Source organism: Streptomyces sp. NPDC051976, assembly GCF_040680795.1.
Classification (GTDB): domain Bacteria; phylum Actinomycetota; class Actinomycetes; order Streptomycetales; family Streptomycetaceae; genus Actinacidiphila.
This window is the reverse complement of sequence record NZ_JBFAXL010000057.1, coordinates 1-25691: the sequence shown is the minus strand read 5'-3', so window position 1 is coordinate 25691 and position 25691 is coordinate 1. Positions and strand designations below refer to the sequence as shown.

General features: G+C 67.9%; 10 protein-coding genes. 6 read left to right on the top strand and 4 right to left on the bottom strand.

Features of this window, described 5'->3' with window-relative positions; genetic code table 11:
* Positions 1-351: 351 nt before the first annotated feature.
* The 4 genes from pglW (at position 352) to pglZ (ending at position 15453) form a co-directional block, all read left to right on the top strand.
* The gene (pglW, locus tag AB0M29_RS36520; protein WP_365390890.1) at positions 352-5004 is read left to right on the top strand and encodes a BREX system serine/threonine kinase PglW; all 4653 of its coding nucleotides are present in this window, start codon (positions 352-354) and stop codon (positions 5002-5004) included.
* A complete protein-coding gene (gene pglX, locus AB0M29_RS36515; protein ID WP_365390888.1) occupies positions 5001-8606 on the top strand; it encodes a BREX-2 system adenine-specific DNA-methyltransferase PglX in 3606 nt (1201 codons plus the stop codon). Before pglW ends, pglX begins: the two co-directional genes overlap by 4 nt.
* Before the next feature lie 65 nt (positions 8607-8671).
* The gene (locus tag AB0M29_RS36510; protein WP_365390886.1) at positions 8672-12562 is read left to right on the top strand and encodes a phage resistance protein; all 3891 of its coding nucleotides are present in this window, start codon (positions 8672-8674) and stop codon (positions 12560-12562) included.
* Positions 12562-15453: a BREX-2 system phosphatase PglZ gene (gene pglZ, locus AB0M29_RS36505; RefSeq protein WP_365390885.1), complete on the top strand. Its 2892-nt coding sequence runs from the start codon at positions 12562-12564 to the stop codon at positions 15451-15453. Before AB0M29_RS36510 ends, pglZ begins: the two co-directional genes overlap by 1 nt.
* Positions 15454-15471: 18 nt before the next feature.
* Here pglZ and AB0M29_RS36500 read toward each other — a convergent pair whose 3' ends face one another.
* The gene (locus AB0M29_RS36500) at positions 15472-16512 is read right to left on the bottom strand and encodes a CBS domain-containing protein (RefSeq protein ID WP_365390883.1); all 1041 of its coding nucleotides are present in this window, start codon (positions 16510-16512) and stop codon (positions 15472-15474) included.
* Positions 16509-18326 (bottom strand): DUF262 domain-containing protein, encoded by a 1818-nt coding sequence (locus AB0M29_RS36495; RefSeq protein ID WP_365390882.1) that lies wholly within the window; start codon positions 18324-18326, stop codon positions 16509-16511. The genes AB0M29_RS36500 and AB0M29_RS36495 overlap by 4 nt, the downstream gene beginning before the upstream one ends.
* A gap of 184 nt (positions 18327-18510) precedes the next feature.
* Here AB0M29_RS36495 and brxD point away from each other — a divergent pair, with 184 nt between their 5' ends.
* A complete protein-coding gene (gene brxD, locus AB0M29_RS36490) occupies positions 18511-19857 on the top strand; it encodes a BREX system ATP-binding protein BrxD (protein ID WP_365390880.1) in 1347 nt (448 codons plus the stop codon).
* Positions 19857-22034 (top strand): DEAD/DEAH box helicase, encoded by a 2178-nt coding sequence (locus AB0M29_RS36485; protein ID WP_365390878.1) that lies wholly within the window; start codon positions 19857-19859, stop codon positions 22032-22034. The genes brxD and AB0M29_RS36485 overlap by 1 nt, the downstream gene beginning before the upstream one ends.
* Before the next feature lie 215 nt (positions 22035-22249).
* On the opposite strand, the gene AB0M29_RS36480 is transcribed toward AB0M29_RS36485, so the two are convergent.
* A complete protein-coding gene (locus tag AB0M29_RS36480; protein ID WP_365390877.1) occupies positions 22250-24697 on the bottom strand; it encodes a Helicase associated domain protein in 2448 nt (815 codons plus the stop codon).
* A gap of 257 nt (positions 24698-24954) precedes the next feature.
* Positions 24955-25407 (bottom strand): hypothetical protein, encoded by a 453-nt coding sequence (locus AB0M29_RS36475; RefSeq protein ID WP_365390875.1) that lies wholly within the window; start codon positions 25405-25407, stop codon positions 24955-24957.
* Positions 25408-25691 lie beyond the last annotated feature (284 nt).

Genomic DNA, 25691 nt, shown 5'->3' with positions numbered 1-25691 from the left:
GCACGCTGGCCAGCACTCCGTCGAGGATCGATGCGCGCGGCCCTGGCACAGTCGGCAGCGCTTGATCGGTGAAGTAGAGCAATGTGAAGAACGCCGGGCCAAAGGCCCCTCACGGCACCCAACAGCTTTGCATACGCTGAAACGGGTACGCTCCCTCCTTCTGGCACCGACGACGGCGGAGCCTGCCCGAGCGGCGGGAGGCAGGGGAGCTCCTGCCGCGCGGACTGAACGTCTGGTGCTTCCGTCTCGCGTCGGGGTCTCCTCAACTCCCGTTCGGATATTAGGATTTGAGGCGGGGGGACCGGTCATCTGGAACAGCAGCCCCGAGGGATCGATGAGCAGGGGCAGCTGATGCGGGAAGGCCGGTGGACGACGGTCACCGAGTCCGAGTTCGACCACGAGCGCCGGGGCCTGGAGGCGATCCGGGGGGAGTTGCCGGACGCCGATCCGTGGCGGGCTTGGTCGAACTTCACGTTCACCGCGAACACCGGGCATGTGCGTGAGGTGGACCTGCTGGTCGTCGCGCCCGGCGGCGTGTGCTTGGTCGAGTTGAAGGACTGGCACGGCTCGGTCATTTCCGAGAACGGCACGTGGGTACAGACCACGCCCGGCGGCCACCGCCGCACGCACGGCAACCCGCTGCATCTGGTGAACAAGAAGGCCAAGGAGCTGGCCGGTCTGCTGGGGCAGAACGGCAAGCGGGTGTGGGTTGGTGAGGCGGTCTGCTTCACCGACAACTCGCTGCGGGTGCATCTGCCGGCCCATGACCACAACGGCGTGTACACCGTCCACCAGCTGGTCGAGCTGCTCAAGCAGCCGCCGCGCGACGAGCGGCGCCGGATCACCGCGACCGGCTCCCGCGAGATCAAGGCTGCGCTGGACCGGATCGGGATCCGCCGCAGCGACGCCGAGTACAAGGTCGGCCCTTACGAACTGGAGCGGAAGGCATTCGACTCCGGACCGACCTGGGCGGACTACCTGGCCCGCCACAGCGAGCTGCCCGAGCTGGCCCGTGTCCGCATCTACTTGCGGGAACGCGGCTCGGACGCCTCGATCCGGCAGTCCGTTGAGAATGCCGCCCGGCGTGAGGCCGCGGTCCTGCGCCGCTTCCGCCACCCCGGCGTCGTCCAGCTCAAGCAGTACGACCCCTCCGGGCACTCCGCCGGCCCCGCGCTGATCTTCGACCACCACCCGCAGACCCTGAAGCTGGATGAGTACCTGGTTCAGTACGGGGACAAGCTGGACATACTCAGCCGGATGGCGCTGGTGCGGCAGCTCGCCGAGACCATGCGGTCGGCGCACTCCAGCCGCATCCACCACCGCGCGCTGGCTGCCCGCTCCGTGCACGTGATGCCCCGCCCCCGGGGCCGTCAGGGGAAGGCCGTAGGTGACGAGGCCGCCTGGCTCACCCCGCACCTGCAGATCTCCGACTGGCAGATCGCCACCCAGCGCAGCAGCGACTCGTCCCAAGGCCAAAGCGCGACACGGTTCGCACCGACGGCGCTGTCGGCGATGCACCTGGCCGAGGGCTCGGACGCGTACCTTGCGCCCGAGCTGACCGCCCGCAACGCCGATCCGGTGTACCTGGACGTCTACGGACTCGGCGTCCTCACCTATCTGCTGGTCACGGGCAGGGCCCCGGCCGCCAGCCAGGCCGAGCTGCTGGTCCGCCTGGAGGCGGGGGAGGGGCTGCGTCCCAGCTCCCTGGTGGACGGCCTGTCCGAGGACATCGACGAGCTGGTGCAGGCCGCCACGGCCTATCGGCCGCAGCAGCGCCTGTCCACGGTGGCCGAGTTCCTGGAGATGCTGGAGCTCGTCGAGGACTCCCTCACCGCTCCGGCACCCGCCGACCCCGAGGTACCCCACGCCGGCGACGCACCGGAGAAGGATCCCCTCGAAGCCGTCGCCGGCGATGTGCTGGCCGGCCGCTGGGAGGTCCGCCGCCGCCTGGGCACCGGCTCCACCAGCCGCGCCTTCCTCGTCCGCGACCTCAAAGCTGAGGCGAAGAAGACCCGCCCGCTGGCGGTACTCAAGGTCGCGCTGTCCGACAGGCGAGGCGAGATCCTCCTCCACGAGGCCGAGGTGATGGGGCGGTTGCGCCCCGACTCGCGCATCATCCGCCTCGTCGAGCCCGAACCGCTGGACATCTGCGGTCGTACGGTTCTCGCGCTGGAGTACGTCGGCGACGAGCGCGACGACAACGGCGAGGCGGGGGAGGGAAGTTCACGTTCGCGGCGCCGCCAGGAGACGGTCGCCCGGCAGCTCCGCGACAGCGGACGCCTTCCGGTCGACCAGCTAGAGGCGTACGGCGACTACCTCTTCGGCGCCGTCGACTTCCTGGAAGGCGAGGGCGTCTGGCACCGCGACATCAAGCCGGACAACATTGCCATCCGCATCCGGCCCAACCGCACCCGCGAGCTGGTCCTCATCGACTTCTCGCTCGCCGGATACCCGGCGAAGAACATCGACGCAGGCACCGAGGGCTACCTCGACCCCTTCGTCGACATCATCACGCGCGGGTCCTACGACTCCCACGCCGAGCGCTACGCGGTGGCCGTCACCCTGCACCAGATGGCATCGGGCGAGCTCCCCAAATGGGGCGACGGCTCCGTCCTGCCGCGCATGACGGACCACAAGAAGTGGCCGTTCCCGACGATCGCCGCCGAGGCATTCGACCCGGCCGTCCGCGACGGGCTCGCCGCCTTCTTCCACAAGGCCCTCCACCGGGACGCGACCAAGCGCTACCCCGAACTCAAACACATGCGGGACGCCTGGAAGAAGATCTTCCTCGACGCATCCCAGACCGTGCCGTCCAGCCACCGCAGCCGCCACCCGGAATCCGCGGACGAGTCGACCGCGGCAGCCATTGCCGAGGCCGAGCCGGAGACCGCCGAGCAGCAGCGCGACCGGCTCGCCGCAGAGGTCACCAGGGGCACCCCTCTGTCGGTGGCAGGTCTCACCGGCGCCGCCGAGTCCTTCCTCTACGGCCTCGGCGTGACGACGGTCGGCGAGCTGCTCGACTACAGCCGCCGCAAACTCGTCAACGCCCCAGGCCTCGGCGCCAAGACCCGCAACGAGGTCCAACGGCGACAGCGCGAGTGGGGCGAAAAGCTGCGCCAGGTCCCCGCCTCGCCGCTCACCCCGAAGGGACGAGCCGACGCGAAGGAGGAACTGGAGCAGCTGACCGCCGCCGAGCCCGCCCTCACCGGCGACCACGCCACCAGTAACGCCGCGGGCGGCTTGTCGGCACGGACCCTGCGCTCCCTCAGCCTCGACACCCTCGCCACGATCTTCGTCCCGGCGATCAACAACAACGGCTCCAACCGCAACAAGGCCGAGATGGTGCGGCTGCTGCTGCGCCTGCCCGACGAGCACGGCGTCCTGCCAGACATCGGTGTCTGGCCCCACGCAAAGGACGTCGCGGTGACCCTGGGCCTGAGCGCCGGCCGGATCTCGCAGATGCTCAAGGAGGAGCGCAAGCGCTGGAAGGACCACCCGGCCCTCCAGGCGCTACGCGAGGAGATCCTGGAGTTGCTGGCCGACATGGGAAGGGTCGCGTCTGCTCTCGAGATCGCGGACGCGCTGGCAGTCCGGCGCGGCACCCAGCTCACCGAGCGCGAGCAGCGGCGCGCACTGGCCCTGGCCGCGGTACGGGGCATGGTCGAGGTCGAGGAACTGGACCCGGAAGAGGCCGAGTTCCAGCACCAGCCCAACCGCAAGGCGACCGAGGAGTCCCTCGGCGCGGGCCTGCTGGCCCTGGACGTCCGACAGGACGACGGACCGGACACACCGACCGCCCCGGGCCTCCTCGACTACGCGATGCGCCTGGGGAAGACAGCGGACCGGCTGGCCAAGCTCGACACCCTGCCGACCGCCTCGACGGTCCTGGCCGAGCTCGGCGTGCTGACCGTGCCGCCCGGCGCGATCGAGTGGGACGAGCGGCGCATGGTCCAGCTGGCCGCCGCCGCCTCCCTCAACGCGGCGGCCACCCCCCGCCTTGAGGTGTATCCGCGCGACCTGTCCCTGGTACGGGCGCTGCGACTCACACAGGCGGGCCTCGTGCCGCTCATCCCCGGCGTCCCCGAGGGACGCCAGCCCGGCCTGACCGGCCAGGACGTCCACGAACGGGTCCGGGCGCGCTTCCCCGAGCTGGTCGTCCCTGACGGGAAGGGCGGCCTGCAGCACGGCCTGCCGACGGACGGCCCGCTGACCAAGGCGCTACGCGACGCGGGCTTCGACCTGTCCCTGTCCACGCGCGAGGACACCAAGACACTGCGCTACCTGCCGACGCGCATGGACCATGCCTCCAGCTACCTGACGAGCGGAGCCTGGCGGCAGTCCACGCAAGACGGTACCGTGACGCGCTACGCGGACGACCCGCAACTGGCCGGTGCGGTCCGCGCCGAAGAGCGGCTGCTCGCGTCAGCGCGGCGGGACGGCTACCGCGTGCTGACCGTGCGCCAGCAGCTTGCGCGGGACGCAATACGGGAGCTGGGCGGCGACCGCCTCGGGGCCTTCATCGTCTCCGTGACCGAGCTATTCCTGCAGTCCATGCACGGGCTGGTTGCGCCAGGCACGAAACCCACCTGGGAGACGCTGCTCAAGGCGGACGTGGCCGAACCCGGATCGCGCGGCGCCCTGAAGTTCGCAGAGTACGCACGCACCGCCTGGGGCGCCGTCGAACCTCGGATACGTAAACCGCTCGCCTCGGGGGCGAATTCTGGGAGCGGCCCGGTGCTGCTCACGGAAGCCGGAGTGTTCGCGCGCTACGACGCCATGGGCGTCCTGGACCGGCTGGCCGAAGCGGCGCGTCAGGGCGGGCGCGGCCTGTGGCTGCTCGTCCCGCAGGCCGACCCCTCGCGAGAGCCACGTCTCGGGCAGACAGCCGTGCCGTACCAGGCCGGCCTGGGCGAGTGGATACAGCTTCCGGACACCTGGGTGGGCAACGCCCACCGCGCGGCGTCCGGCGAGTTCATTGTCAGTGCCGAAGGAGACGCGAAGTGATCGACCGCAAGGCTCTGTTAGATGACCTGAAGCAGCAGGTCAAGGCGGTCGAAACCGACCTCGCACGGCAGGTGAAGGCCGTCGCCGAGGTCGGAGCGCGTCTGAAGGCCGAGTACGAGCAGGCCCGCAAGCTGGGCCGAACAGCGGCGACGTGGAATGCGTGGCTCGATGAACGGGTCACCCAGGTCGCGGTGGCGTGGGTCCTGGGAACGGTGTTCGTCCGGTTCTGCGAGGACAACCGGCTGATCCCGGAGCCGTACCTGACGGGCGCGGACGGCAACCGCCGCGAACTGGCAGAGGCCCGGTACGAGGCGTACGTGGAGGTGGACGACGACCCGACGTATCGCGGGTGGCTGCGACGAGCTTTCACAGAGCTGGGCGAGGGGCAGGCGGGCCGACTGCTGTTCGACAGCGGCCACAACCCGCTGTACCAGATCCCACTGTCCCACGACGGCGCACGCGAACTGGTCGAGTTTTGGCGCGGAAGGAACGAGGCCGGCACGCTCGTCCACGACTTCACGGACCCGCTGAACGAAGACGGCACAAAGGGCTGGGACACGCGCTTCCTGGGCGACCTGTACCAGGACCTGAGCAAGTCCGCCCGGAAAACGTACGCGCTCCTTCAGACCCCGGAGTTCGTAGAGGAGTTCATCCTCGATCGCACGATGGACCCGGCAGTCCGCGAGTTCGGCTACGAGGACCTGAAGATGATCGACCCCACCTGCGGGTCAGGCCACTTCGTGCTGGGCGCCTTTCGTCGGCTCGTGAGGCTGTGGGGTGAGGGCCAGCCCGGGCGTGACGTGCACGAGCGGGTGCGCGCCGCGCTGGACTCAGTGCACGGGGTGGACCTGAACCCGTTCGCGGTCGCGATTGCCCGGTTCCGTCTGCTGGTTGCCGCGATGGCGGCGAGCGGCGTGCGGAGCATGGCGGATGCAACGAAGTATCAGTGGCCAATTCACCTCGCGGTGGGTGATTCGCTCATGAAGACACGGCAGTTTGGACTCTTCGATGAGATCGAAGGCGAGGACGAACTGGCGGCGTTCGCGTACACAACGGAGGACCTGCATGACCATCCCCGGATTTTGCAGGAGGGACGATACCATGTCGTGGTCGGGAACCCGCCATACATCACAGTAAAGGATAAGAATCTTAATTCCCTGTACAGGGATCTGTACGACGCGTGCAGCGGAACCTATGCGCTATCGGTGCCGTTCGCTCAACGCTTCTTCGAGTTGGCCAAACGTGGCAACGGCCGGGGTTGTGGCTACGGAATGGTTGGGCAGATTACAGCGAACTCATTCATGAGGCGCGAGTTCGGGGCGAAGCTGATCGAGGACTACTTTGCGCACAAGGTCGAGCTCACGGAGGTGATTGACACCTCAGGTGCCTACATTCCGGAGCACGGTACTCCAACCGTTATCCTAATCGGCAAGAGGCGTGAGGGTCCCGACCGCTCGCCCACGATCCGCACGGTGAGAAGTATTCAGGGTGAGCCCAAGACCCCTCAGGTCGCGGAAGAGGGATTTGTTTGGCGCGCCATCGTCAATCAGGTCGACAATCCGCGATCGATCAGTCCCTGGGTATCCGTTGACGACCTTGATCGAGGACGCTACTTCGCCAAACAGCCATGGATCCTAGCTGATGGGGGACTTGAGCTGAACGAGACTATAGGTGCCAACTCATCGATCATCCTGAAGCATCAGGCCAAGCGGTTCGGGTATGTGGGAATGACGGCTGCAGATGATGTGATGATTCGTCCCAAGCGAGCTTGGCGGGGAATTCTGGATGGGTTGCTGCGCCCGGTAATTTCCGGAGGTGGGGTACGCGACTGGCGTGCTACCACTGAGAATCTCGCCTTCTACCCCTACTCGAAAGACCGGGCCCTGCTCAGTTTGACCTCGGAGATAGCCGGTTCACCGGCGCTGTGGCCTTACCGAACCGAGCTGGGAAGTCGCGCCACGTTTTCTGGTGGTACCTATTACTCGGCGGGGAGGGCTTGGTGGGAGTGGCACCAGCTCCCTAAGGATGAGGGCGCCCACGCATGGGTTATTTCTTTTGCGCGCGACTCGTCTCATGGTCAGTTTGTCCTTGACCGAGGGGAGTCGCTTTTCAAGCAGACGGCGCCAGTGATTAAATTGCACGTCGGAGCGGACGGGGATCAACATCTCCGTCTGCTGGGACTGCTCAATAGCTCGACAGCTGGATTTTGGCTTAAGCAGGTAAGCCATCCCAAGGGGGGAAGCCCTGAGTCTGGTGGCGGACAGTCCGATAAGCCTTGGTCCTGGGTTTATGAATTCACTGGAACTAACGTAGCGAAGCTGCCACTTCCCTCAGGTTTCCCAATGGGTCTCGCTAGTTCTTTGGACTCACTTGCGGGGAGATTGACCGAAGCAAGCCCTGCCGTTGTTGCTGCCTCTAGTGCCCCTACGGCTACGGCCCTCCGTGAGGCCCGAAGAAAATGGATGTCGATCTATGCGCGGATGATTGCATTGCAGGAGGAACTGGATTGGCAAGTTTACTTCCTCTATAATCTTTGTCCACACGATCTACGCGTTGCCGAAGATCCTGATTCTATCGCGATCCCTGAGATCGCTCTTGGGCAGCGTGCGTTTGAGATTGTGCTCGCGCGCCGGGTTGCTGCGGGGGAAGCTTCCGAAGAATGGTTCAAGCAGCACAAGTCCACCCCCACTACCGAGATTCCAGCCAACTGGCCCGCTTCCTACCGCGAGATCGTCCAGAAGCGCATTGATGTCATCGAGTCGTCCCGTGCGATCGGCATGGTCGAGCGCCCGGAGTACAAGCGTCGCTGGGCAACCGAGGGCTGGGACGCGCTCCAGGAAAAGGCACTCCAATCTTGGCTGCTCGACCGGATTGGGAGCCGGAACCATTGGTATGACGAGAACGATTTGCCCGCACTCGTTACCCTCTCCCGGCTCACGGACGCTCTTTCGCGCGACGAGGAATTTGTCTCCGTCGCCAATCTCTACTCGCCCCGCAAGGACCTTCCGATGGTCGTTGCTGAACTGCTTTCCGACGAGCACGTGCCGTTCATTTCTGCTCTGCGCTACAAACCTTCGGGCTTGAAGAAGCGCGCCGATTGGGAGGAGGTGTGGGACCTCCAGCGTCAAGAGGACGCTGCGCCCGACGAGATGGCCAAGAGCAAGGTCCGCGACAGGATCCCCGTGCCGCCGAAGTACGACTTGGCCGACTTCCTTCGCCCCTCTTACTGGAAGGCGCGCGGCAAGCTGGACGTGCCGAAGGAGCGGTTCATCTCCTACGCCCCGACGAACACCGCCACCCCGGAGCTGTACGGGTGGGCGGGCTGGGATCATCGCGAGCAGGCGCAGGCGGTGGCCACGTACTTCACCAACCAGGCGCTGTCGACGGAGGAGATCACGCCGTTCCTTGCGGGTCTGCTGGAGCTCCAGCCGTGGCTGTATCAGTGGCATGGCGAGTTCGACATGGCGTACAGCGGCTCTCCGGCGGACTTCTTCGCCGGGTACCGCCAGACGAAGCAGGGCGAGCACGGCCTGACCGACGACGATCTTCGCAACTGGCGCCCTGCGGCAGCCACTCGCGGCCGCCGCGCCGCGGCGAAGTGACACCGGCCAGCCCAGCCCACCCCCCATGCCGAACTGCCCCACCCGTAAGGAGAGCGAGACCGACGATGGTCCAGCAGCAGCCCCTCCTCCGTGATGTCATCACCATCAAGGAGTCCATCTCCACCTCGGACTTTGTTCTGTCCCTCGCCGAGGCGACGACCTCGGAGGGCGCCGAGTACGCGCTGAAGGACTACGTGGTCACGGAGCGGCTGCTGGCAAACTTCGATGAGGCACTGGACCTCATCAAGTCTGCCCTGGATGGTCACCGGTCGAAGGCGTCCTATCTGCACGGCTCGTTCGGTTCCGGTAAGTCGCACTTCATGGCCGTGCTGTACGCGCTGCTCAGCGGCAACCGGGCCGCCCTGGCCCGCGAGGAGTTCGACCCGGTCCTGACCAAGCACGCGTGGCTCGGCACGGACGGGAAGAAATTCCTGCTCGTGCCGTACCACATGCTGGGGGCGAAGGCCCTGGAGCAGCGGGTCCTCGGCGGATACGTCAGCCACGTCAAGAAGCTGCACCCGCAGGCGTCCATGCCGCAGGTGTACCGGACCGACAGCCTCTTCGACGACATCCGCGCCAACCGTGCCAACTTCGGTGACGAAGCTGTCATCCGCCGACTGGGCGTTGGGGCTGATGGCGGGGATGAGGAGGACGAGTGGGGCGAGGGCTTCGCCTGGACCCCGGAGCTCCTGGATGCGGCGCTGGGCGCCGAGGAGGTGCACGAGGCCGGAGTGGCGCTGAACCTGGTCAGCCCCTCCACACCGTCGGAATTGCGGGCCCGCCTGGTCCAGGACGCGAGCACGTATCTCTTCCCTGGCTTCGCGAAGAATGCCGCTGAGGACGAGCACGGCTTTGTCTCCCTCGACGCGGGCTTGTCCGTTATCGCCGAGCACGCGAAGTCGCTGGGCTATGACGGGCTGATCCTCTTCATGGACGAGTTGATCTTGTGGCTGGCCACCCTCATCCACGACCAGAAGTTCGTCGCTCGCGAAGCCAGCAAGATCACGAACTTTGTGGAGGGCGGCGATGCCCGCCGCGCCGTCCCCATCGTGTCGTTCATCGCCCGCCAGCGCGACCTGCGAGAACTTGTGGGTGAGGAGGTGTCCGGCGCGGCGGAGTCGTCGATCCAGGACACCCTCAACCTGGCCTCTGGTCGCTTCGACAAGATCACGCTGGAGGACCGCAACCTCCCGCAGATCGCCCACGCCCGGCTCCTCAGCCCGAAGGACGACGAGGCGACCAGGCTCGTCGACGCCGCATTTGAGCAGACCAAGCGGGTCGGTACGCAGATATGGGACACCCTGCTCGGCTCGGACAAGGCCACGACTGGTGCGGACGCCGAGTCGTTTCGGCTGACGTATCCGTTCTCGCCGGCGTTCATGGACACCCTCGTCCACATCTCGTCCGCGCTGCAGCGCTCCCGTACCGGGTTGAAGCTGATGGGCCAGCTCCTGGCCGATCACCGCAACGAGCTGCGGCTGGGGCAGCTGATCCCCGTCGGCGACTTGTACCCGGTGATCGCGGGAGGTGGCGACAAGCCGTTCACCGACAGCCTGAAGGTTGTCTTCGAGGCCGCCGACAAGCTCTACAAGACCAAGCTGCGGCCGTATCTGCTCACCTCGTACGACGTCACCGAGGACGACGTCGAGCAGTACCTGAACCGGCCCGACACCCTCAACGATCCCCAACTGGCCAATCGCTGCCGCATGTTCACCGGCGACAACCGGCTCGCCTGCACCCTCCTGCTGTCCGCTCTTGCCCCGAGCGTGCCCGCCCTGTCCGAGCTCACCATCCGCCGATTGGGTGCGCTCAACCACGGGTCGGTCATGGCGCCCATCCCGGGCAGTGAGGTCGGCATCATCAAGAACAAGGTCGCCGAGTGGGCGGCTCGGTTCCCTGAGATCAAGGAGACCGGTACCGACGCCAATCCCGGCGTCCGGCTGGAGCTGTCCGGCGTCGATGTGGACTCCGTCATCGCCAACGCCCAGGTCAACGACAACCCCGGCAATCGGCTCGCCCTCGCCAAGCGGCTGCTGTCGGCCGAACTCGGGGTCGAGCACGGGCAGTTCAGCGACGATCTGAGCTTTGTGTGGCGCGGCACCAGCCGTACCGCGGAGATCGTCTTCGGGAACGTTGCCGACGAGGACGAGCTGCCCGACCACGACTTGATGCCGCAGGAGGAGGGCCGCTGGCGGATAGCCGTCGATATTCCCTTCGACGAGGGCGAGTGGGGGCCTGCCGAGGATGCCAACCGGATGCAGCGGCTGCGTGAACGCCAGCAGGGCGAGCGGTCCCGCACCATCGCGTGGCTGCCCGCGCACCTGTCCGCGCAGCGCCTGGCCGACTTCCGCCGCCTCGTCGTCATCGACAAGGCCCTCGCCGACGACCAGCGCTTCGACACCCAGTACGCCGGCCACCTCAACGCCGACAACCGCGCCCGTGCCAAGGGCCTCCTGACCACTCAGCGCGACGCGCTGCTCAAGCAGGTCAAGGGCGCCTTCAAGCAGGCGTACGGCCTCGCGCAGAAGCAGGCCGCCGACGTGGCGCTCGACTTCGACCACCACCTCCTGGCGCTGCCCGACGTCGACGACCTCACCCTGTCCTTCGGGCAGTCCCTCCACGACGGCATCCGGCACGTCGCCGGCAAGCTGCTCGCCCACCAATACCCTGCTCACCCGAACCTCGACCCCGACGCGACCGAGAGCGCCGTCAAGCCCGCCGACGCGCGGAAGGTGTTCACGCACGTACGGGCCGCAGCCGAGGCCCGCGACGGGCGGATCGAGGTCCCGGCGGCCGACCGCAAACTGATGCAGCGGATCGCGGGGCCGCTGCGGCTGGGGCAGCAGAAGGAGGCGTACTTCGAGCTGTCCCGCTACTGGGCCGACCACTTCCGCCAGCTCGCCAGCAGCCAGGGTGTGACCGGTGACCTCTCGCTGATCACGCTCACCGACTGGACCGACAAGCCCACCCCGCGCGGCCTGCCCGACTTCCTCGCCAGGCTCGTCGTCGCCGCCTTCGCGGAGATGGACGACCGGGTGTGGGTACGCGGCGGCACCGTCTTGGACCCGGCGCCCGAGCTGTCGGGGATCAAGGACCACGACGCGCTGCGCAGCCAGCCCCTGCCGAGCGACGGCGACTGGGAGGCCGCCCGGCAGCGGTACGAGACGATCTTCGGGCAGAAGGCGCCCACGCTCAAGCGCGGACGGATGGTCAACCAGTTCGCACGGCAGATCATCGAATCCGCCCGCTCCTTCCAGGACCACGCCGCCGACCTCGTACGGCAGTTGGAGGACCACGCCGCATTCCTCGGCCTGGACGAGACCGACGACACCGGACGGCTCGTGCTCGCCCGCCGCGCGCTGGAACTCCTCAAGGCACTCACGGCAACGGCCGGACAGGGCGCGACCGGCGCGAAGAAGACCGTGGAGAGGCTCGCCGCCTTCGACCTGGGCGTCGTCAGCGCCGACCGGTACGGGACATCCATTACCCAGGCCCGCGCCGTCGCCGAGGCCCTGGCAGCGGCCTCCTGGTCCACCCTCGACCTCGCCTCGTCCGAAGGCCCCGAGGGCGCCGCACTGCTGGACTCCCTGCGGAACGTGGCCCGCGGAGATCAGCGCACCGGAAACCTGCGGGACGCGCTGTCCCGCACCCAGCGCGAGGTGCTGGCACTGGTGAAACGCAACCGGGCGGCGGCTACCCCGCCACCGGCACCCGTCGCTCCTGTGCCGCCCGCGCCCACAGCAGGCGACGTCCCGTTGGATACGCCCACCAGCCACCCGCCTGTCCCCGAGATCCCGCAGCAGGCCGGCGCCACCGGGTCGGGCACAGCCCGGCGCTCGGGCGGCGGCCGGACCACCGCAGCCCGCGCAGTAGCCGAACTCCAGGCGGAACTGGCCGAGCTGGCGTCCCGCGAACCGGGCGCCACCATCGAGATCACCTGGCGGGTCGTCGACTGATGAGCATCATCACCGCTGCCTCCGTACCGGGCGCGGTCCGGCTGAACACCGCGACCGTCACCCAGTACCTGTCGTCCCAGTCATCCCTCGCCGCCTCCCTCACACACGCGGGAGGCGGTAAGCGGAGGGTTGTCCTGCTGAGGTCCGCGCCCCAGTGGGACGGCCCCCGCGAGCCCGCATGGGGCGAGAGCCGGACCGCCCGCGTCGCGGTCGCGCCCTCACCGCTCGCCGTCCACGAACTGCTGCTCGACCATCTGGCGGGCCGGGTCCCTGGACCGGACGTCCTGGTCGTGCTGACCGACCGCGAACAGACCGAACTCGACCCAGCGATCCTCGCCCGCGTGCACAAGCAGCGCATCGAGACCGTCGACAGCTGGGACGTGGTCCGCGAGGCCTTCGCAGCCCAGCAGGTCGATCCCCGGCTCAAGGACGCCAACTGGGCCGCCGAGGCACTCCTGGACGCCACCCCGCCCGGCGGCTGGCCGCCCCTGCCCGGCGGCCTACTGTCCCGGCGGGACGCCCTCACCGCGCTCGCGCTGCGGCGTCTGCGCCTGGGCCGCTACGACACCGACCGGGACGTACGCCGCTCCGGCGACGACCGCCTCGACGTCCACGCCCTGCTGCGCTGGTCCCTCAGCGGCGGCGGCCCCGAGCGCCTCGTCGCATTGCGCGGACCTGAACGTGCCGGACTGACCGCGTTCCTCGGCGAGCAGGACCAGGCGGGCCTTGCCGGCCGCGTCCTGCTCGCTCTCGTCGACGCCGAGCATGGGGCCGACGCGGTGGCGTTCGGCCTGGTGTGCGCGACGCTGTGGCTGCACGCCGAGCCGGATGCGGAGACTTACCGGGCCCGGGGCCGGGCCGAGCGCTGGTTCGGTGACCGGCCACCGGCGGCCGGTGAGCAGCTCGACACCCTGGTGTCCGTGTTCGGCCAAGCCGCCGAGGACCATGTCGCAGCGCTGCTGGCCGCCGGAACCCGTACCGGGAACGGCGAGGTGGAAGAGGCGCGTGAGGCCCGCAGGATCACTAGCACCGTCCTGGACAGGGCGGCATCACTGGCCCGCCAGTTCGGAGCCGGCGCGGCCGTCGAGGCGAGTCCCGTCATGGCAGCCGGACTTGAATCCCGGTTCACAGCCGTGGGCCGCGCACTCGCCGCCGCCGATTCCCAGGCCGCCGCCGACGCAGTCCGTACCCTGGACGATCACCTGCTCGCCGCCGATCCCGACGCGCGTGCCCGCATCGAACGGGCGCGGATGGGGCAGCGGCTCGCGCAGTGGCTGGCCACCGACCCGGCCGCCGAGTCGCCTACGGTCGCTGCCGCCATAGAGCGCCAGATCGCCGAGACGGGCTGGGCCGACCTGGCGCTGCAGCACATCGAAGCCGGCGGCGACCCCGACCCCGAACTCAAGGCCGCCTACGACACCCTCGCCGCGAGGGTCCGCGAACGACGTCACCAGATCGACCGGGCCTTCGCCCGCTCACTGGCAGTCTGGACCGAGGCGGGCACCTCGCCCGGCTCGATGCTCACCGTGGAGACTTTCCTCGACCAGGTCGTGAAACCGGCCGTGAAGGACGCCGTGGGACGACGCGTCCTGCTCCTCGTCCTGGACGGCATGAGCGCGGCCATCGCCAGCGAACTCGGCGAGGAACTACGCCAGTCGTGGGCCGAGTTCGACCCGCTGCCAGGAGGAGCACCTCACCGACGCGCGATAGCCGCAGCCCTCCCCACCCTGACGGCCGTCTCCCGCACCTCGCTGTTCGCCGGCACCCTGATGAAGGGAACCCAGGCCGACGAGAAGCGGCTGTTCCCCAGCCACAGACTGTGGGGCGGCGCACCGGCCGCCGTGTTCCACAAGGACGACCTGCGCACCGAGACCGCCGGCGACGCCTTCGGCCCGGCCCTGTCCGAAGCCCTCACCGACGGCAAGACGCACGTCGCGGTCGTCCTGAACACCATCGACGACCGGCTCGCCAAGGAGCAGAAGCTCGGCGACGGCGCCTGGCACATCGACGAGATCGGCAAGCTCCGCGACCTGCTGCGGGTGGCTGCCGCGCAGGGCATGGCGGTGATCCTCACCAGCGACCACGGCCACGTCGTCGACCGGCACGGAGTACGAGCCGACGCCGCCGAGCCGGCCTCCGCCCGCCACCGCCTGCCCGGCGGCACCTTGGCCGACCGGGAGGTTGCTCTGTCCGGCCCCCGTGTGATCTGGCCGCAGCCCGGCGCGTCCATCGTCGCCCTGTGGGACGCCGACTCCCACTACACCGCGCTGAAGGCCGGCTACCACGGCGGAGCCTCACTCGCCGAGTTCACCATCCCGGTCCTGGCCTTCCTGCCGTTCGGCGCGGAACCCCCTACGGGGTGGCGTGAGCTGGGCGACCAGCGCCCGGTGTGGTGGTCCGTAGACGCTCAGGAAGCCCCCGCCCGGCCGCAGCCCCTGTCCGCGGCTGCAGCCGTGAAGAATACGACCGCGAAGCCGAAGAAGGAGCAGGCCGAACTCGCCCGCACCCACGACTCCCTCTTCGAGGTGACCCTGGCACCCGGCGGGGACGATGCCCTCGTCACGCCCACGTTGGTCTCCCCGGACAAGGCTCTGGTCTCCTTGCTCCTGGCCTCGGAGGCATACCAGGCTCAGATCGGTCTCCTGGCCCGCCGGCCCAAGCCGGACCAGGTCGAGAAGGCGCTCAGCGCGCTCCTCGACGCGGGTGGCACCCTCCCGGTGACGGCCCTGGCCCAGCGCATCGGCCTGCCGCCCACCCGGGGCGACGGCTTCGCCGCCGTACTGCGCCAGCTCCTCAACTACGACGGGGTGCAGGTGCTGGAGACTCTTCCGGACGGCCGCACGTTGCGGCTGAGTACGGGCTTGCTCCGCGATCAGTTCGAACTGGGGTAGGACAGGCCGCCACCATGGTCAGGAGACGAAATCCCGGAGCAGTTTGGCGAAGGTCGTCAGTTCGCGAACCTGCTGCTCCGGGAGCGGCTTTTCGTCGAAGTGGGCAATCCTGTTGCGGATGTCCTTCACCCGCTCCAGATGGCCGATGAACTGAGCCCGGTCCATGGCAGGCCAGTTGAGCGTCGCCCAGTTCTGGTCGGCTTGCGCAGCCATGGCTGTCTTTGTCTGGTTACCGTCCAGCAGCTTCAGATAGTCGCCGAACATGAGATCCGTGACCATTCCGGATCGGTGCTCGGCCTTCTTGTTGGTCTGGACGGCCTTGATCGTTTCCTGGTCCAGTGCCGCACCGAGGCATCGGCGAAGCAGCGACTCGATCTCTCCCACGATGAAGAAGGGGCGTGCCGCTCCCTCGAAGCGCTCCGTGACATCGGCGGCTGTCACGATGCCTGACAGGCATCCGTCGTCACCACGGACGAGGAGATACCCGTGTTCTTTGACGGTCGGAAGGGATATGAACAGTTCCTGGCGGGCGTCGGCGACCGGCAGGGAGTCCTTGTCCATCGCGTTCTCGAGGGTCTGCTCCTTCCCCGTCTCATACATCTTGGCCACCGAACGCCAGGTGACCACGCCGTGCAGGGCGGCCATCCCGGTGGTCACCGGCACCTGCGCGAGCCCCCTGGTGCGCATCAGATACGTGGTCTGCGTCAGCGAATGGCCGGGGCTGACGCATCTCACGCCCCTGCGCGCGGACGGGATGTCCCCCAGGAGAAGGCGTTGCGGCAGGGCATGCGAGGGCAGGGTCTCCTCGTCCTCGTCCGCGTCGTTTTCGTCCGGTGGCGCAGCAACGGCTGTCAGGGGTACGACATCGACTTCTTCGCGGGAGCCGCAGACAGCGAAGTCAGGAAGGGTTGTCAGGCCGGCGTCCGTGAGCGACTGAGAGATGCGGTGCACGGTCTGGTGATTGCGCACCCGCACGTCGAAGAGATCGAGGATGCGCTGGACGGGCACGGTCGTGCCTTTGAGCGCCACGAGCTGCTGCTCGGTCGGCTTGGCTGTCATCGTCGGTCGTCACCCGTCGCATCGCGGTGCATGGTCCGCTTGCCCATCGCGGCGTGCACCAGGTCCTGCAGCTGCTTGGACCGGTCGGCGTAGAACCGCTCGTAGTCGTTGCTGCGCAAGGCGTCGGGATCGATCAGATGGGTGGTGATGACATCGTCGAACCATTCGGGTCGCATGTCCGAAGCCGCGACGAGGGAGGGGAGATAGGAGCCGGGCGCTCCGGTCATGTCCTGGGCGGCACGGTAGGAAAGCGGCGTCTTGTTCACGATGGAGTTCGTGGGGCGGCTCTGACCGTTTGCGCGTTGCGCCCAGCTCTTCGGGAAGATCTGCCGGACGTCCACGGCGTATTCGTCCAGGCGCCCGGGGTTCAAAGGCGCCCCGGTGAAGTGCCAGTCGACAGCCCCCTGCTTGATGAGCAGGGCGTAGATGCCTTTGTAGGCGGCGCTGTTGCGGGTGGTCAGATTGTCCAGACGGTCGGAGATGAAGAAGGCTTCGGTGACGGTGTCCGGTGCATCGCCCTCGCGCCGGATCCAGGCAAGGAGCTGTTCGACGTCGCGAGTGAACCGGGTCTCGGTGGAGCCGCCGTACATCTCACCCAGCACACCGCACCAGTACCACTGCGTGATCATTTCTTCCGCGCGCAGACCTTCAGTGGCTTCGCCGGCAATGGCGCGTACGGCTGCCAGCGGCACGAGCTGCGTGCGGTACGGAAGGTCAGCCGATCGGACGATGCACTGCTGCTGGAGGAAGTCCCCGACCCAGGCGAAAGCTTCGGCCACTTGGGGCGCCAACCGGTCGAAGTCGGCGAGTGGCAGCTCCAGCAGATCGCGCCTCTTGCAGGAGACCGCGGCACCGGCTCCTGCTTGCTTGCGCTCCCAGGTACGTACCAGTGCGACAGCCTGGAGGAAGTCGCTGCTGCTCAGGCCATGCTCGATGCCCTGCTCCAGACGGCCGAACACGGGGTACTTGCCGGCCAGGCCTTGCTTGATCTCACGCCAGACGTCGGGAAGCCGGTAGTAGTCACCGGTCTGACTCACGAAGTCGCGGTCTCCCGCATACGTGGCCGTCAGCAGCTCGAACACATTGAGCGGCACACCGCCGGTGTTGACGCGCTCGAAGACCGCGCAGACGGCGTCCATCGAGGTAGAGGCAGCAAGCCGGATCATGGGGACCTGGAAGGTCCGGATCTGCTGCAGGACCAGTTCGTCGAACTGTCCCCACAGATCCCAGTTCCTGTCCTCGTCGGCCTTGATGTAGGCCTTCTTCCAGGAGTTCACCCGCTGGCTGTCGAAGACGAAATGGAGGGGGAAGAGCCCGGCCGCGCACTCGTTGTCCGTGGTGCTCAGGTCAAGGACGATCGTGCGGTTGAAGTCCGTTCGTAAGAGCTTGTTCGCTGGTACCGACACAATCGACTCGTCGCGGTCGGCGGAGGGCCCGACCGCCTTTGCGATGTCGATGTAGTACCAACGCTCGATGGGCTTGCCGCGCGCGTCCGCCGTCTCCACGGGAACATCCAGGCACAGAGCCTGGAACAGCGACGTCAGCCGCTGCTGCCCGTCCAGCAGCAGGAGTTCGGGCTCTCGCTCCTCGTCGAGTTGAGCACCGGTGAGGGTACGGGCCCGGAAACGCGAGCTGCCGCCGGTCTGCAGCGTCATCACCACGCCGAGCGGATAGTCGAGCGTCACCGTCGCGATGATGGCCCGGATCCGGTCGTCGTCCCACTTCCAGTCACGCTGGAAGTCCGGTAACTGCAGCGCGCCGGATGCGACATCGGCCAGCACTTCCTTGAGTTTGACGTTGTCGAGCGCAGCCACCTGAAACTCCCCCTACCCTGCCCACCACCCTGTACGCAGAGTGATTTCATCAACATCATCGGGTCACCGTCAACCGATTCAGCCCTACCCGACGCAAACGGTGCGATGACCACCCCGGGCGGGACGTGCGCTGCCACGAACCGCTGGCGAACGACAGAACAGCGGCAATGGGACACTGACGTACGTGAGTGCCACCGGATCCAAGCGCCCCGCGCAGGTCAGTGCCGCCCGCCGCCGCACCGTGATCGATGCCCTGCGACGCGGAGCCGTGCCCGAGAGCGGATTGGACCTGCTCGCCACCGGGCTCGGCCGGTTCGAGGCGGCGCTCGACGCGGAGTTGGACGCGGTCGCGTCCGGGGCGTCCGTGTTCAAAGCCGTGCGGGGCGAGTACGGGTCCGGTAAGACCTTCTTCACCCGGTGGCTGGGAGAGCGGGCCAAGCGCCGGAACCTCGCCGTGGCCGAGATGCAAATATCGGAGACCGAAACACCCCTGCACAAGCTGGAGACCGTCTACCGGCGGCTCACCGAACGCCTCACCACTGCGAGCTTCCCACCCAGCGCGATGCGGCCCGTCGTCGACGCCTGGTTCTACGCACTGGAAGAGGACGCCCTCGCCGCGGGGGCGAGCGAAGAGGAGCTGCCGCAGGAAGTCGAGAAGCTGCTCGTCGCGCGGCTCGCCGAGGTCTCCCGGCACGCACCGTCGTTTGCCACCGCGCTGCGCGGCTACCGGGCCGCCCTCGCCGACGGCGACGAAGCCACCGCAGCCGCGGTGCTGGCATGGCTGGGCGGGCAGCCACACGTCGCCGCCGCCGCGCGCCGGGCCGCCGGGGTACGCGGCGACCTCGACCACTTCGGAGCCTTCGGCTTCCTGCAGGGCCTGCTCACCGTGCTGCGCGACTCCGGACACGCAGGACTGTTCGTCGTACTCGACGAAGTCGAGACCCTTCAACGGGTACGCTCCGATGCCCGCGACAAAGCGCTCAACGCGCTGCGACAACTCATCGACGAGGTGCACTCCGGGCGCTTCCCCGGCCTGTACCTGGTGATCACCGGAACACCTGCGTTCTACGACGGACAGCAGGGCGTACAACGGCTCGCGCCCCTCGCCCAGCGACTGGCCACCGACTTCACCACCGACCCGCGCTTCGACAACCCCCGCGCTGTGCAGATCAGACTCCCCGGCTTCACCCAGGAGTCGCTGGTGGGCCTCGGCGTCACCATCCGCAACCTGTACACGGCAGGGGCCCAGTCACCCGAGCGGATCGTAGCCACCGTGGACGACGCCTACATCGCAGACCTGGCCAAGGCCGTCGGGGGAGCGCTCGGCGGGAAGGTCGGAGTCGCGCCCCGGCTGTTCCTGAAGAAGCTCGTAGGGGACGTACTCGACCGTGTCGACCAGTTCGCGGACTTCGACCCCCGCCAGCACTACCGACTGACCGTCGAGAGCAGCGAACTCACCGATGTGGAGCGGAACCTGGCGGCCACGATGACCGCATCCGCTTCTGCCGACGACATCGAACTGGAGCTGTGATGCCGCCAGACGCCAGCGGCGCCGACGTCCTCGACCGACTCGACCCCGTCGTCCTGCACCACATCGTCAACACCCTCGGCTGGCCGGACCTGCGCCCCCTGCAACGGGCGGCGATCACACCCCTCATGGACGGCAAGGACGCCGTGCTGCTTGCCCCTACCGCCGGCGGAAAGACCGAAGCGGCCTGCTTCCCGATCCTGTCCGCGATGGCCGAGCAGAAGTGGACCGGCACCTCGGTGCTGTACCTGTGCCCCCTCAAGGCGCTGCTCAACAACCTCCTCACGCGCGTCGACTCCTACGCCCAGTGGCTGGGACGACGAGCTGCGCTCTGGCACGGCGACACCAGCCAGTCCCAGCGGCAACGCATCCGCACCGAGCCACCGGACATCCTGCTCACCACGCCGGAGTCCCTCGAAGCCATGCTGATCGGCGTCAAGACCGACCACGCGCACCTGCTGGGCACCCTGCGGACCGTCGTCGTCGACGAGGTGCACGCATTCGCGGGCGACGACCGAGGCTGGCATCTCCTGGCAGTACTGGAACGGCTGGAGCAAGTCACCGCACGGCCCATCCAACGGATCGGGCTATCGGCCACGGTAGGCAATCCGCACCAGATGCTGCACTGGCTGCAGGGGGCGGGCCAAGGGACACGGCCCGGCCAAGTCATCGCTCCCGGCACCGTCCTTGCTGCCGACGAAGCCCAGACCCCCGGCAGTACTCCCTCGAAGGAAGCGCCCCGGCCCGCAGGCGAGGTCGAGCTGGACTACGTCGGGTCGCTGGACAACGCCGCCAAACTGATCGCCGCCCTGCACCGCAGCGAAAAGCGCCTCGTCTTCTGCGACTCACGCCGGCAGGTCGAACAACTCGGCGCGGCACTGCGGGCGCGCGAGGTCACCGTCTTCCTGTCCCACGCTTCCCTCGCCGCCGACGAGCGAGCCCGCTCCGAACAGGCGTTCGCCGAGGCACGGGACTGCGTCATCGTCTCCACCTCCACCCTGGAACTCGGCATCGACGTGGGCGACCTGGACCGCGTCATCCAGATCGACTCACCCGCCACCGTCGCCTCGTTCCTGCAGCGCATCGGACGTACCGGCCGACGCGCCGACACCGTACGCAACTGCCTGTTCCTCGCCACCCGCAAGGAGACCTTCCTGCAGGCGGCCGGACTGCTGCTGCTCTGGGGACGCGGCTGGGTGGAGCCAGTGACAGCACCGCCCGAGCCACGCCACCTCGTCGCGCAACAGCTCCTCGCCGTCACCCTGCAACAGCACAAACTCGGCGACCAGTTGTGGCCTGGGCAATGGAACGGACTCGCGCCCTTCGATCGCTCGGCCGCTCCCATCCTGCGACACCTATTGGAGAAGGGTTTTCTCGACGAAGACGGCGGGCTGCTGTTCGTCGGCCCCGAAGCGGAACGCCGTTTCGGGCGGCGGCACTTCATCGAACTCACCGCCTCCTTCACCGCGCCGCCGCAGTTCACCGTCCTGTCCGGCCGAACCGAGATCGGCCAGACAGACCCGTCCGTACTGACCGAGGAACGGCCAGGCCCGAGGCGGCTACTGCTGGGCGGGCGAAGCTGGCAGGTCACTTTCATCGACTGGGTGCGCAAGCGGGTCTTCGTCGAGCCGGCGGACGGAGGCGGGATCGCCAAGTGGATGAACGGCGGCGTCGCCGGACTGTCCTACGCGCTAACGCGGGCCATGCGCGAGGTGCTGCTCGGCACCGACCCGCCGGTGTCTTTGACCCGCCGCGCAGAGGCGTTCTTGGCCGCAGTACGCGAAGACGACGCCCCGGGCAGCGTGCACCCGGGCGGGACGCTGGTGACACGGATCGCAGACGACGTGCGCTGGTGGACCTGGGCCGGATACCGGGCGAACGCCACGCTCGCCGCCACCCTGTCCTCGATCGCAGACCCCGTACAGCGGCCGAGTGATTGCTGGGTACGGCTACGGGAGGACCTGACTCCGGACCTGTGGCGCGCTGCCCATAACGGCGCGGGCGAACGTCTCGTACTGCCCGACGTGGACCCGCGAGCCGTGCGCGGCCTGAAGTTCTCCGCCGCGCTCCCAGACAGGCTCGCCGTCGCCACGGTCGCGGCCCGGCTGGCGGACTTCGAGGGAGCGCGAGCGGCGCTGGCAGAACCTGCCCGCTTCCACCTTGTCGGTGGCACCGGCTAAGGAGGCGATATCCCGCCCTGCCGGGGATCGACGACTGACCGGGTACGCGCTGCACGATGCAGCCGACGCACGAGTACCGGGCGGCGACCCTCGCACGCTCGCCGTCATTCCGCAGGGATCATGAAACGTCACGGCCCCGCGGCCTCTAGATCCGAGCACTGCCGCCGACCTACCTTGCTGGACCGGGCTACACCAAGGACCGGGAACCTCATCTGTCAGCTCCATCTCATGCCGATCGCGGTCAGTTCCTCGACCCGTTCGGATGCGAGATTGCTCTTGCGTGCCCGGGAGTTGGCGATGAACACGCCGAGTGCGTGCTCGGTACCGCCGATGTTCTCGATGTGCGATCGGGGTACGTTCAGGTGTCCTTCGCGTTGCGCGTATTGGCGTGCGGCCGTGAGGTTGTCGGCCCACATCTCGGCCCGGCTGCGCCGCGGCACAGGCGTCCGAACAGCAGCCGGCTCCGGTTCGTCGAGCGGGCCGACGCCGAGGATCTCGGTGAGCAGCCACTGCTGCGGAGGAGTCAGCGTGTCCCACTCGGCGCGCTGGACGCGGGCCCAGCGGCCGATGTCCTCGCCTTGGACGATGAGCAGGCCGTCCTCCTCGGGCAGGAACCCGCCACCTGCGAGGTGGGTGCGAGCGAGATGGAAGCAGCGTTGCCAGGCGATTGGCCACACGGGGCACCATGCCGGGTCGATATCGTCCAGCTTTTGACGCCGTTCCGCACTCAGGGCACCTGCCGCCGCACCGTCCGCCCGTTCCTCCTTTTGGGACTGGGCAGGGCGCCGGGCGGCGGCGCGCTGGTTCTTGAGCCAGATGCCGAGCGGGTAGCCCTGCCAGGTGGCTTCGGTGGGGGGGAGGAGGTGCCCGTGTTCGGCGGCCCATCCGCACGCCGCGGCCAGTCCTTCGTCGAAGGCCACCGCGTGGTGGGACCAGATCATCGAGAGTTCGTCGAGCTGCCGCACCCTTTCCTCGGTGAGGTCCCCGCGCTGGTGCGCGTGCCGCTGCCGGCCGATCCATGCCCCGAGAGGGAATCCATCGGGCGCCGTGTGCCCGATGGGAACGTTCAGGTGCCCGTGGTCTTCGTAGTAGGCAAGGGCGGCCTGCAGCCCGCGGCGCCAGTATTCGCCTTCAGGCTTGAGGACCCGCGCGGAGATGAACGCCGCCAGTCTCACCGGATCCCGCGGTGTGGAGAAGGTCAGCAGCCCTTGAGCCGGCCCGCTGACCCCTCCTTCACCGTCCGCCGCCATCGCGGTTCCGCCGGCGGACGGACGACTGGGAGCCTGAGGGACAGCGAGCTGCTCGACGGCCTCAGTGTCGTGCGCGCGCAGCGCGGTCAGCACCTTGGCCAGGTCGGTATAGGCCCTGGAGACAAGCATCTCGTCCGGTTCCTCGCCCGGCCCGAGGAACACCGGCACGACCAGGGATGCTGTCTTGCCCTCACCAGGCTGCATCCGCAGCGCCCTCCCCACGGCCTGAACGACATCGGGCGTGGACCCCCGGACGTCGGCGAAGACGACGGCATCGCAGTTCTTGGTATCGACGCCCTCGCCGAGCACACGTGCCGACGACAGCACACCGTGCTCCATCACCGTCTCGTCCACGATCCCCGACGAGAACTCCTCAAGCACCTGGCGCCGGTGAACTGTCTTGTGCTCCCCGCACAACCAGTCGGCCCACACCAGCCCCGGCTCCGCATATACCTCCTGATCGCTCTCCCACAGCGCCTTCGCCACCCGACCCAGCCCGCTTGCGAAAGCCTCCGCTTCGCTGGTGCGATGGTGAAAGGTCAAGATCCTGCGCAGCCGGTGTTCCGCTCCGGTCTTCAGCACTGCCGTCTGCAGCGCCGCCAGCCGCACTCCGCGCACCGCATCCGTCCGGGCCTGCTCACCGAGCAACTGCGCGGCCTGCACGCGAGGATCGGTAATGTCCACACAAACCACCTGGTACTGCGCGATCAGCCCCCGCTCGATCGCCTGCGACATCGTCAGCCGGTACACCACCGGCCCGAACACCGCCTCATCGTCCATCGACGCCACCAACCGCGCGTCCCTCGACCCCCCACCATCCGCAGCCTCTTCCGCCGACACCTCCCACAGCCGCGGCGTCGCTGTCATATACAGACGTCGCAGCGCCGGCACCCGGCGATCGTCATGGACGGCTGCCCACGGCTTACCCAGCGCCCCCGAGGTCCGATGCGCCTCGTCCACCACCACCAGATCCCACCGGTCGACCCCGGCTGCATGCGCCCGCTCGACAACCCCGAGCCCCACCGCCGCATACGTGGCGAACACCGTGCACCGGTCGGCATCCTTGAGCCACTCGGCCAGCTCGCCCGCATCCGTCGAGCACCGAACCCCCAGTCCTGTGCCCTCCCGCTGCGAACACACCCCGAACATGAGCCCGCCACGCCAGCTCGCCCGCCACATATCCAGCATCTGCGCCAGCAGATCAAGAGTGGGCACCAGCACCAACACCCGACCGGCACGCAACTGCTGAGCCGCATGGACCGCGACAAGGCTCTTGCCCGATCCAGTGGCGGCAACGACCTGGGCCCGCATCCCACCCTCAGGAACCTCCGGACCGGCCAGCCCGCCCAGCGCGCGCACCACCGCGTCCACCGCCTCGACCTGATGTGCCCGAAGCCGCTGCCTACCCGCCACGCGATCTACCCGCCTTCCCTCGCCCCCTAACGGGGGCAGTAGGCCATGAGAGAAAACTCTATCTCAGGCCATTATGATGCAAACTCCTTGATCGAACGAGCCCAGGCGTTCCACGGCGTACGCACGCCACCAACTGTGGCAGGAGCATCCACGACCCGAAGCGGAACCAGGACATCCTCGAACCCCAGAAGGAGACCATGGGATACCGCCCTACTTCCTTGGCAGTGCCAGAGTCCGTACCGACAGCTGGGCACCCGTCAGATCGAGGGAGAGACGTCCTGTTGACCCACGACCGAGGGCTCCTCCACTCCGAGCTTCGTCAACCGGGAACGGATCGCACCCGGCTGACGCGAGAACCGCTCCGCAAGAGCCTCGACACCGTGCCCGGCCGAGTGGAGCTCAACGAGCAGTTGCTCCTCCTCCTTCGACCATCTCTGGTACGCGTTGCCGTGCTGCTTCCTGACCTCGTCCACCGAGTAGGCGCGAGCAGCCGGTAAGGAGGTGCCCGAAGCCAGCTCCACCGCGCGCACCGCATCCCAAGGGAAGGCAGCTACTTCAACGCCCCGCAGCCAGAAGGTGACTTGGCCCGCCTCGAAGGTCAGTACGTCCGCCTCCAGGGTCAGGGCTTTGCGCATGACGTCCGGATCGTTTGGGTCGAGGAGGAAGTCCGTGAACTGTAAACGAATCTGAGGCTTGGACATATCAGTCATAAAGACCACCATGCCCAACTGGGCCGCCAGGCAAGCCGCCACCTGACCCCAGGTGCAGCCCGCGACAGCGGGCCAGGGCTCGAAGGCGAAGCCGTAGAGACCAAGGCAGGGGAGCGAAGCGGACCTGGCCCAGGCTCCGCAACGCGGAGCCTCGCCGGCTTGCCGGCGAACCCCCTCGGCCGCAACGAGGCAGGCGTCTTCCCCGGCGACCAGGACTACTTCAACGGCGCCTACGCCGGCCTGCAGAACCTCGCCAACAACACCTGACGCCTGACAACTTCGCG

Coding starts and splice junctions, on each gene's coding strand:
- pglZ (WP_365390885.1), top strand. CDS start 12,562: ATGAGCATCATCACCGCTGCCTCCGTACCGGGCGCGGTCCGGCTGAAC.
- AB0M29_RS36510 (WP_365390886.1), top strand. CDS start 8,672: ATGGTCCAGCAGCAGCCCCTCCTCCGTGATGTCATCACCATCAAGGAG.
- pglW (WP_365390890.1), top strand. CDS start 352: ATGCGGGAAGGCCGGTGGACGACGGTCACCGAGTCCGAGTTCGACCAC.
- AB0M29_RS36475 (WP_365390875.1), bottom strand. CDS start 25,407: ATGACTGATATGTCCAAGCCTCAGATTCGTTTACAGTTCACGGACTTC.
- AB0M29_RS36485 (WP_365390878.1), top strand. CDS start 19,857: ATGCCGCCAGACGCCAGCGGCGCCGACGTCCTCGACCGACTCGACCCC.
- AB0M29_RS36500 (WP_365390883.1), bottom strand. CDS start 16,512: ATGACAGCCAAGCCGACCGAGCAGCAGCTCGTGGCGCTCAAAGGCACG.